Annotated in this window: 6 protein-coding genes, 2 tRNA genes and 2 pseudogenes; 4 read left to right on the top strand and 6 right to left on the bottom strand. The window is 21.5% G+C overall.

Annotation, left to right across the window (positions count from 1 at the left end; all coding sequences use genetic code 11):
- Both SMPSPU_RS00135 and SMPSPU_RS00130 read right to left on the bottom strand, forming a co-directional pair.
- Complete coding sequence (locus tag SMPSPU_RS00135) at nt 1-231, bottom strand: ferredoxin (protein WP_041093703.1); 231 nt, start codon at nt 229-231, stop codon at nt 1-3.
- Nucleotides 231-1,475: a peptidase U32 family protein gene (locus SMPSPU_RS00130; RefSeq protein ID WP_041093701.1), complete on the bottom strand. Its 1,245-nt coding sequence runs from the start codon at nt 1,473-1,475 to the stop codon at nt 231-233. Before SMPSPU_RS00130 ends, SMPSPU_RS00135 begins: the two co-directional genes overlap by 1 nt.
- Before the next feature lie 36 nt (nt 1,476-1,511).
- Here SMPSPU_RS00130 and SMPSPU_RS00125 point away from each other — a divergent pair, with 36 nt between their 5' ends.
- The 3 genes and pseudogenes from SMPSPU_RS00125 (at nt 1,512) to SMPSPU_RS00115 (ending at nt 4,498) form a co-directional block, all read left to right on the top strand.
- Nucleotides 1,512-2,576 (top strand): DNA polymerase III subunit delta', encoded by a 1,065-nt coding sequence (locus tag SMPSPU_RS00125; protein WP_041093699.1) that lies wholly within the window; start codon nt 1,512-1,514, stop codon nt 2,574-2,576.
- Nucleotides 2,577-4,366: pseudogene (gene lepA / locus SMPSPU_RS00120) on the top strand (translation elongation factor 4). It abuts the gene before it with no gap.
- A gap of 57 nt (nt 4,367-4,423) precedes the next feature.
- Nucleotides 4,424-4,498: transfer RNA gene (locus SMPSPU_RS00115), tRNA-Asn, on the top strand.
- 62 nt (nt 4,499-4,560) lie between these two features.
- On the opposite strand, the pseudogene SMPSPU_RS01555 reads toward SMPSPU_RS00115, so the two are convergent.
- From SMPSPU_RS01555 to rsmA, 4 genes and pseudogenes are all read right to left on the bottom strand, one after another.
- Nucleotides 4,561-5,073 (bottom strand): annotated as a pseudogene (locus tag SMPSPU_RS01555) (signal peptidase II); the annotation flags it as partial.
- A gap of 3 nt (nt 5,074-5,076) precedes the next feature.
- The gene (ileS, locus tag SMPSPU_RS00110; protein ID WP_041093697.1) at nt 5,077-8,463 is read right to left on the bottom strand and encodes an isoleucine--tRNA ligase; all 3,387 of its coding nucleotides are present in this window, start codon (nt 8,461-8,463) and stop codon (nt 5,077-5,079) included.
- Nucleotides 8,464-8,696: 233 nt separating this feature from the next.
- Nucleotides 8,697-8,769 (bottom strand) — tRNA-Met (locus SMPSPU_RS00105).
- Nucleotides 8,770-8,818: 49 nt separating this feature from the next.
- Nucleotides 8,819-9,577 (bottom strand): 16S rRNA (adenine(1518)-N(6)/adenine(1519)-N(6))-dimethyltransferase RsmA, encoded by a 759-nt coding sequence (gene rsmA / locus SMPSPU_RS00100; protein ID WP_041093695.1) that lies wholly within the window; start codon nt 9,575-9,577, stop codon nt 8,819-8,821.
- Between the two features lie 59 nt (nt 9,578-9,636).
- Between rsmA and atpD the strand changes: the two genes are divergently transcribed.
- Nucleotides 9,637-11,127 (top strand): F0F1 ATP synthase subunit beta, encoded by a 1,491-nt coding sequence (gene atpD, locus SMPSPU_RS00095; protein WP_041093693.1) that lies wholly within the window; start codon nt 9,637-9,639, stop codon nt 11,125-11,127.
- Nucleotides 11,128-11,139 lie beyond the last annotated feature (12 nt).

The raw sequence follows: 11,139 nt of genomic DNA, 5'->3' as shown, positions 1-11,139 counted from the left end.
TTATTTTATAATTAATTTAATTATATTAACAGGACATATTGTAGAAGCTATTTTACATTTTAAATATGTAAAATAATTATTTGTTTTTAAAATATAAAAATTTTTTTTTTTAATAGAATTTAATAAAAATGATTTTCCATCTGTCTTAGACATTTTAAAATGTAATGGAGAAGATTCTATACAATAATTACAACCTATACATTTTTTCCTTTGAAAGCTTATTATAAACATTAATTTTCAATTATTTTATATAATTTATCTGATAATTTAATATTAAAATTAATAGGAAAAGTACAAATATCTCCTTTTAATGCTAAATTAGTTTTTATATCATTTACCATTAATGATTTTACATTAGTTTTTTTTAATCCAGTATTAGTACCTATAATATAAATATTATCATTTAATTTTAAATTAAATGATTCTATTATAAATTCCCCTATCATAGATTTTTTATAAAATTTTTTTACTTTTCCTAAATAAATTTTTTTATTAGTATAAAAGTAATCTCCTTTATTAGACCATTCTTTAATTGTTTTTCCTAAATAGTAACCACTATAAAATCCTCTATTATAAACACTATTTAATTTTTTAACCCAAAAATTAATTTTAGATTTTGTAATTTTTTTATTGTTTAATATATAATCTATAGCTTCTCTATAACATGAGGTAGTATTTGCAACATATTCAGGAGAACGCGCTCTACCTTCTATTTTTAATAAACTAATTCCAGTATCTATAATTTTATCTAAAAAATTTATTGTACATAAATCTTTTGATGACATCAAATATTCATTATCAACATCTATAGAAAATCCATTATCTTTATCTATTAATGTATATTTTTTTCTACAATTTTGTTTACATGATCCTCTATTTGCAGAAGAGTTATATGAATGTAAACTTAAATAACATTTTCCTGAAATTGCCATACATAATGCTCCATGACAAAATATTTCTATTTTAATTAAATTTCCTGATGGACCTATTATATTTTTCTTTTTTATATTAGAAATAATATTTTTAATTTGTATTAAACTTAATTCACGACTTAATACTATAGTATCAGAAAAAAAAGAATAAAATTTAATACTTTCAATATTTGTTATATTTAATTGTGTAGATATGTGTACTTTTAGATCAATTGATTTAGCATAATTAATTATTGATTGATCCATTGCTATAATTGCATCTATTCCAAATTTTTTAGCATTATTTGCTATTTTTTTTATTAAAAAAAAATCATGATCATATATAATAGTATTTATTGTTAAATATGTACGAATATTATTATAATTACATTTTTTTACTATATAAGGAATATCAGAAATATAAAAATTTTTAGCAGATCTTGCACGCATATTTAATTGATCTAATCCAAAATAGATAGAATCAGCTCCAGAATTAATAGCGGCTTCTAAAGATTCTAAACTTCCTACAGGGGCCATAAGTTCTAATTTTTTATATGTATGCATAAATATATTTTATATTAAATATATACTATTATAATTATGAATAGTGAAATAATGAATTTATTAAAAAAAAATAAAATACCTCATGCTTTATTTTTTTTAGGTCCTGAAGGTTGTGGAAATTTAATTACAGCTTTAAATTTTTCTAAAAAAATTTTATGTAAAAAAAATAATAATTCTTGTTTGTTAAAATTTAAAAAAATTCAACATCCAGATTTACATTTTTTATTTCCTTTCCCAAAAGGGGGAATTTACAATAATTATTTAATTAAATGGAGATTGTTTTTAACAAAAAAACCTTACGGAGATTTATCAGATTGGATAAAATTAATAAAATCATATTATAAACAATGTTTAATACATAAAGAACAGATAAATAATATTATTAATATAATTAACTATAAAAGTTATGAAAGTGAATATAAAATAATAATATTATGGATGCCTGAACAATTAACACTTTATTCAAGTAATAAATTACTAAAAATTTTAGAATTTACTCCTAAAAAAACAATTTTTATATTAGTTGGTGTAAATGACAATTTAATATTACCAACTATAAAATCTAGAGTTAATATTATACGTTTTAATAAATATTCTTTTAATTATATAAAAATATATTTAGAAAAAAAATTCTATATTGATAGATATCAATCAAAATTGATAGCATCGAAATCAGAAGGAAATTTAAATAAAGCTTTAAAAAAATTAAATAATATACAAGAAAAATATTTAGAAATTAATTTTGTTACCTGGATAAGGCATTTATTTTTACTTAAAAAAAAATTTTTTATTTTAAATAAAATAATTGATTTTTCAAATCAAATAAATTTTTTTAGTAAAGAAAAAAAAAAAAAATTTTTTCTATTTTTATTAGAAATTTTTAGAAAAGCTTTTATATATAATTATAATAATCTTTTAATAAAAGAAATACCTATTACTTATAATAAATTTAATTGGTATAATTTTTGTATTTATATAAATACAAAAAATATAGAAAAAATAAGCATGGAAATAAATAAAGCTATTTACGATATAGAAAATCATGCTATGGTTAAAATAGTATTTTTAGATTTATCATTAAAAATAAATAAATTAATTTAAATGAATTATATAAGAAATTTTTGTATTATTGCTCATATAGATCATGGTAAAAGCACATTAGCTGATCGTTTATTAGAATTTACTAATACTATATCAATAAAAGAAAAAAAAAATCAATTACTTGATAGTATGGATCTAGAAAGAGAAAGAGGAATTACAATAAAAAGTCATCCAATTCAAATGGAGTATGAATATAATGAAAAAAAATATATACTAAATTTAATTGATACACCAGGTCATGTTGATTTTTCTTATGAAGTATCTAGTCTATATCAGCTTGTGAAGGTGCTTTACTTATAATAGATGCAACTCAAAGCATACAATCCCAAACAATTTCTAATTTATATCTTGCTTTATCAAAAGACCTTACTATAATTCCTATTATAAATAAAATAGATTTACCTAATTCTAATATTGAGTTAGTAAAAAATGATATAATAGAATTATTAGGATGTAATCAAGATGATATAATTTGTACAAGTGCTAAAAAAGGAATAGGTATAAAAAATATATTAAATTCTATTATTAGTAGAATTCCAGCTCCTAAGGGAGATATTAAACTTCCTTTACAAGCTATTATATTTGATTCTATATATAATACATTTAGAGGTGTACAAACATATTTTCGTATTAAAAATGGTACTCTAAAAACAGGTCAAAAAATAAAGTTTATGTCAACAAATAATGTTTATAATGTTGAGGAAATTGGAATATTTAAATTAAAAAATATAAAAAAAAAAATGCTTAATGCAGGTAATGTAGGTTATTTAATTGCTGGAATAAAAAATCCTTCTGAAGTAAAAGTAGGAGATACATTAACAGAAGTTAAAAATCCAGCAAAAAAACCTATAGGAGGATTTAAAGAAGTAAAACCAATGTTATTTGCAGGAATATATCCTAGAGAAAATGAAAAATATAAAGAATTAAGAATTGCTATAGCAAAATTACATTTAAATGATTCTTCTTTATCATTTACACCAGAAACATCCTATGCGCTAGGAACTGGTTTTAGATGTGGTTTTTTAGGTATGCTACATATGGAAATAATGAAAGAAAGACTTGAACGTGAATATAATATAGATGTTATTACTACTCTTCCAAATGTACATTATAATGCTTATTTAAAAAAGAGTTCAAAAAATCCATTATTAATTAATAATCCTTATGATTTACCTGATAAAAATCAATTAGAAAAAATTGAAGAACCTTATATAAAAGCTTATATAATAACTATTGCTAAATACATAGGGGGAATAATGCAATTATGTATTGAAAAAAGAGGAGTAATAAAAAATCAATCATATATCACTAATAATAGAGTGGAACTTATTTTTGAATTACCTCTTTCTGAGATTATTTTTGATTTTTATGATAAATTAAAAACCCTATCTAAGGGTTATGCTTCTTTTGATTATACTCATTTAGAGTATAGAAAATCAGATATGGTTAAAATTGATATTTTAATAAATGGAAAAATTGTAGATGCTTTATCAACATTAGTACATATAAAAAATTCTTTTTCAATAGGAAAAAAAATATGTAACAACCTTAGTAAAATAATTCCAAAACAACAATTTGAAATACCTATTCAAGCAGCTATAGGTAAAAAAATTATTTCTAGAGAAACCATTAGATCACTTCGTAAAAATGTTATTTCTAAATGTTATGGAGGAGATGTTACTAGAAAACGTAAATTATTAGAAAAACAAAAAAAGGGTAAAAAAAAAATGAGAACAATTGGTTGGGTAGATATACCTCAATCTGCTTTTATTTCAATTTTAAAATTTTAAAATATATTTTTAAAATATATTTTTAAAAATAAAAAATAAATTATATATTTATATAATTCCTCAGTAGCTCAGTTTGGTTAGAGCACCTGACTGTTAATCAGGGTGTCGCTGGTTCGAATCCAGCCTGGGGAGCATAAAAAAAATATTATGACTCCTAGACTTAGACAAATATCAGCTATGTTAAATATAATATTAAAAATTATTAATTCATAATTTTTATTAATTATTAATTTAAAAAATGGAAAATATAACATATCTACAACACAACCACACATAAAAAAAGAATATCCTTTTTTTAAAAAAAATTTAGAAATTCCTTCATAACCTGTCCAAGTATTATTCTTAAAGAAGACTCCTTTATTAAAAAAAATACCATAAAAAAAACAATCTAATAAATTACTAATAGAACCAGCAAATAATAAACATATTGATATTTTAAAAAAAAAAGATGTTTTATTATTTTTTTTTAAAAAAAAATAAAAAAAAATAACAATTATTATTGTTTTAATTATACTAATAATTATTTTTTCTAGATATCCAAATCTCAAATTAAAACCATATGCTATACCAGGATTTTCTATAAAAAAAAATTTAAACCATTTAAATATTTTTATACTCTGTCCTAATTTAAAATGTGTTTTAACATAAATTTTTAAAAATTGATCTAAAATTATTAAATTTAATGTAATTAAATAATATTTAATCAATATTTAGAGGTTTCTTTTTAAGAAAATTTTAAATTTCTTATTTTCAATATATAAAAATATTCCATATTTTAAATTTTTAATTAAAATTAATTCTGAAGTAAGTGTTTCTTCACAAATATGTTTTTTATTATTTTTTATTATTTTTTCTAAAAACTTAGAAGTTTCTATATATAATAAAATTTTATCTGTAATTTTATATTTATAATATTTTCTTATATTTTGAATTTTATTTATTAATTCTCTAGATAATCCTTCTTTTTTCAGATCTTCTGATATATTAGTATCTAATGCTACAGTAATTCCATTATAACAAATAGCGCTCCAACCTTGCATATATTCTGTTAATATATATACATCTTTTTTAGAAAGACATATTTTATGATCATGTATTTTTATTATAAAAAAATAAACATTTTCTATATTTTTTATTTCTTTTTTATTTAATTTACTTATTAATGAATTAATTAAATTTATATTTTTACCAAATTTAGGTCCAAGTAATTTATAATTTATTTTAATTGTTTTTTTTGTAAAATTATACATTTTTTTATTTGATAAAAATTTAATATGTTTTATATTAACTTCTTTTTTTATTATATTTATAATAAAATTTTTTTTTGGGGGAAAATTATTGATTAATATCAAGGCTCTTTTTAAAGGTTGTCTAACTTTTATTTTTTCTTTTTTTCTTAATGAAAAAATCATTGATGTTATATCTTTAGCTATACTCATTTTTAATTCTAAATTTTTATCTATAGTAGAAATATTATATTTAGGATAATATGATAAATGTACACTTTCAAAAGGCTCTAAAGTATTTTTTAAATTTTTATAAAAATTATCCATAAAAAATGGAGCGATAGGAGATGATATTTTATATATTGTTAATAAACAAGTATACAAAGTTTGATATGCAGAAATTTTATTATTTGTATAATTTCCTTTCCAAAATCTTCTTCTAGATAAACGAATATACCAATTACTTAAATTATCTATTACAAAGACTTCAATTTTACGTGCTACTTTTGTAGGTTCATAATTATTATAATTATTATATGTTTTTTTTATAAGTGTATTCAATTCTGATAATATCCATTTATCAATAGTTGGCCTATTTTTTAATTTTATTTCTTTTTCTTTATATTTAAAATTATCTATATTAGCATAGATTGCAAAAAAAGAATAAACATTATATAATGTTCCAAACAATTTTTTTTTTATGTTTTCTATTTTTTCTATATTAAATTTAATATTCCCCCATGGGGAAGAATTTGATATAAAATACCATCTAATAGTATCAGGACCATATTTTTTTATAATTTCAAAAGGATTTATAGTATTTCCTCTACTTTTAGACATTTTTTTACCTGTTTTATCTAAAACTAATCCATTAGATATAACATTTTTAAATGAAATTGAATTAAATAATATACAAGATATTGTATGTAATGTAAAAAACCATCCTCTTGTTTGATCAACACCTTCACAAATAAAATCAGCAGGAAAAAATTTTTTTTTATCAATTAAAAATTGATTTTCAAAAGGATAATGTAATTGTGCATATGGCATAGCACCTGAATCAAACCAAACATCGATAATATCAGATTCTCTAATCATAGGTTTTTTATATTTAGATAATAATATTATATTATCTAAATTATGTTTATGCAAATCTATACTATTATAATTTTTTTCTGACATATTTCCTATAATAAAATTTTTAAAAGGATTGTAACTCATAAAACCTTCTTTAACAGATTTCTCTATTTCATTTATTAATTCTTCTATAGATCCTATAACTATTTCTTCATCTCCTTTTTTTGTACGCCAGATAGGTAAAGGTATTCCCCAAAATCTAGAACGCGATAAATTCCAATCAGTTATATTTTCTAACCAATATCCAAATTTTTTTTTACCTGTTGATTTGGGTTTCCAATTTATAAATTGGTTTAAATATAACATTTCTTTTTTTAAAGAAGTTGTTTTAATAAACCAAGAATCCAAAGGATAATATAATATCGGTTTTTGTGTACGCCAACAATGAGGATAAGAATGAATATATTTTTCGATTTTAAATACTTTATTTAGTTTTTTTAAAAATAAAGCTATTTCCAAATCAACTGATTTATCAGGACGTTTATCATAACTATAATATTCATTTTTTACAAATTTTCCACTAAATCCATAAGGGGTTTCTTTTATAAATTTTCCTTCCATATCTACTAATGGTATAGGAATTTTATTTTTATCTAAAATTAACATTGGAGGAATACCATTTTTTTTAGATAAAAAAAAATCTTCTTCTCCAAATGTAGGGGAAATATGAACTATTCCAGTTCCAATTTTTTTATTTACAATATTACCGGATATAATTTTAAATGCTTTTTCTTTATTTTTATATGGTAAAAACCAATCAATTAATTGTTCATAACAACTTCCAATAAGTGTTTCTCCTTTAAATACATTTAAAACTAAATATGGAATTTTATTTTGTTTTATTTCTTTTAATTCTTTTTCATTACTTACAGGGAAAAAATTTTTGTATAAAACTTTTTTAATTAATTTTTTAGCTAAAATTATATTTATTTTTGAAAAAGAGTAAGGATTATATGTAGATATTACTACATAATCTATATTTATTCCTACTGTTAATGCAGTATTAGAAGGTAAAGTCCATGGGGTTGTTGTCCATGATAATAAATATATATCTCCATTTATTTTTTTTAATTTTTTGGGAAGTGTATTTTTTTTTGATTTAAATTGAACTATTATTGTTAAATCTGATTTTTTTTTATAAGCCCCTGGAATATTTAGTTCATGTGAACTTAATCCTGTACCTGCAGCAGGAGAATAAGGTTGTATTTTATATCCTTTATATAAAATTTTTTTTTTATAAATATTTTTTAATAACCACCAAATAGTTTCTATATATTTAGTTTTAAATGTAAAGTATGGTTTATCTAAATAAATCCAATAACCAAGATGTTTACTTAATTTATTCCATTCGTTAGAATAACGCATTACAGCTTCCTTACATTTTTTATTAAATGTATATATACTTATTTTTTTACCTATATCCTTTTTAGTAATACCTAATTTTGTTTCTACAACTAATTCCACTGGTAATCCATGTGTATCCCAACCTGCTTTACGAGTTACTTTTTGCCCTTTTAAAGTATTATATCTACAAAATATATCTTTTATTGTTCTAGATAGAATATGATGTATTCCAGGGGAGCCGTTAGCAGAAGGAGGACCTTCATAGAAGACATATAATTTTTTATTATTTCTATAAATAATACTTTTTTCAAAAATTTTATTTTTTTCCCAAAAACATCTTATTTCATTTGTTATCTTATCTATTTCTAGATTTTTATATTCTTTAAACATAACCAGACACGTGTATAAATAGTTTTTTTAACATTTAAATATTATTTATTAATAATTTAAATATTATCAGACTTTATTAAATTTTAATTCGCAAGAATATATCTAATTGTTCTAGAATGAAATGTAGTCTGCCTATAGCTAGTTTTAATATAAAACCTAAAAATATTGTTACCCCCCCTACGGGAATATAAAAAAAAAATTATTACCTAATGAAGTATTAACAGATTATAAAGTAGCGGAGACAGGACTCGAACCTGTGGCCTTCGGGTTATGAGCCCGACGAGCTACCAACTGCTCCACCCCGCGATTTATTATATAAATATACATTTTTTTAAAAATAAAAAAAAGCTTTTTTTTATTTTAAAAAATTGCTAGCATACTTTGTAAGTAAAATAAAATCATTTACAGATAATTGTTCAACTCTTTTTTTCAAAATAGGATTTTTATAAAAATCAGGAGATAACGATAATATTTTTAATGAATTATATAATTTTTTTCTTCTATAAAGAAAAGCAGTTTTAACTATTTTAAAAAAAATTTTAATATTAATATTGTTTGTTTTTTTTAACATTCTTACAACAGCCGATTTTACCTTAGGTTTAGGTATAAATACCGTATTATTAACTGTAAATAAGTATTCTATTTTATAGAATGTTTGCATTATTACAGATAATTTACCATAGTTTTTATTCATATGTTTAGAGGTAATACGATCAGCAACTTCTTTTTGAAACATTCCTATACATTCTGGTATATATTCACGATATTTAATTATAAAAAACAATATTTGTGATGATATATTATATGGAAAATTTCCAATTAATGTAAAAGAATATAAAAAAAAATCCTTTGGTTTCCAATTTAAAAAATTTTTATGAAAAATATTATTTTTTATAATAGGATATTTCATTTTAAGATATGAAACATATTTTTTATCTATTTCTATAAGAAATAAATTTTTATTATTTAATAATAAATATTGTGTTAATATACCCATTCCTGGGCCAATTTCTACAATATTTTTTGATTCTTTAAAAGAAATACTATTTACTATTTTTTTAGCAATATTTTTATCATGTAAAAAAAATTGACCTAATTTTTTTTTTAAAAACATATTTATATAATTTTAATTATATTAAATTTAGTAAAACGTTATTTATTTATACTTAAAAAATGTCTATTTACAAAGTAAAAGGAAAAATTCTACAGATTATAGGTCCAGTAATTGATGTTTCATTTAAAAATGTTTCATCATTACCTATGATATATGATTCTTTAGAAGTTTTTAATCATAAAGGAAATAAAATTATACTTGAGGTACAACAGCATATTGGAGAATGTACGGTACGTTGTATATCTATGGATATAACTGATGGCTTAAAAAGGGGACAAGATGTTTTTTCTATAGGAAGTCCTATTAGTATGCCAATAGGTGAAGAAATAAATGGAAGGGTATTTAATGTTGTAGGTAATACTATAGATGGTTTAGGTGACTTAAATAAGTCTAAAAAAATTTCTATTCATAAAAATCCACCAAAATTTGAAGAATTATCAACAAATATTAATATATTATATACAGGTATAAAGGTAATTGATTTAGTAGAACCTTATATAAAAGGTGGAAAAATAGGTTTATTTGGTGGTGCTGGTGTTGGAAAAACGGTTTTAATCCAAGAGTTAATTAATAATATTGCTAAAGGATATGGAGGATTATCTGTTTTCGCAGGTGTAGGAGAAAGAACTAGGGAAGGAAATGATCTTTTAAGAGAAATGATTTCTTCTGGAATAATAAAATATGGTTCTTCTTTTTTAGAAGATATGAAAAAGGGCAAATGGGATCTCTCTAAAGTTGATAAAAAAGAATTAAAAAAATCTAAAGCAACATTTGTCTTTGGCCAAATGAATGAACCACCTGGAGCAAGAGCAAGAGTAGTATTATCTGGATTAACATTAGCTGAATATTATAGAGATTATGGTAAAGGAAGAGATGTTCTATTTTTTATAGATAATATATTTCGTTTTACTCAAGCAGGATCTGAGTTATCTGCATTATTAGGTAGAATGCCTTCAGCTGTGGGATATCAACCTACTTTAGCATCTGAAATGGGTACTATGCAAGAACGAATAACATCTACTAAAAATGGATCTATAACATCTATACAAGCTGTTTATATTCCTGCAGATGATTTGAGTGATCCAGCCCCAGCAACTACTTTTTCTCATTTAGATGCTACAACTGTTTTATCAAGAAAAATATCATCTTTAGGTATATATCCAGCTGTAGATCCATTATCTTCTACATCACGTATATTATCTAAAGAATTTATAGGTAATGATCATTATTTATGTGCACAACGTGTAAAACAAATACTTCAGCGTTATCAAGAATTGCAAGATATAATAGCTATATTAGGAATAGAAGAATTATCTGAAGAAGATAAAATTATTGTTCATAGAGCTAGACGTGTACAAAGATTTTTATCTCAACCATTTCATGTTGCTGAACAATTTACAGGTATTACTGGAAAATTAGTAAATATAAAAGATACAATAGAAGGATTTAATCTTATTTTAGATGGCCAACTTGATAATATAGCAGAAGTTCATTTTAACTTAAAAGGAACAATAAATGAAGTAATTGATTCTTCAAAAAAAAAATTGTAATGTTTATTTATT

This window comes from Candidatus Karelsulcia muelleri PSPU (assembly GCF_000829155.1).
Lineage (GTDB): Bacteria > Bacteroidota > Bacteroidia > Flavobacteriales > Blattabacteriaceae > Karelsulcia > Karelsulcia muelleri_A.
Note: the sequence above shows the minus strand (reverse complement) of the source record. Positions and strands in the feature narration are given on the sequence as shown.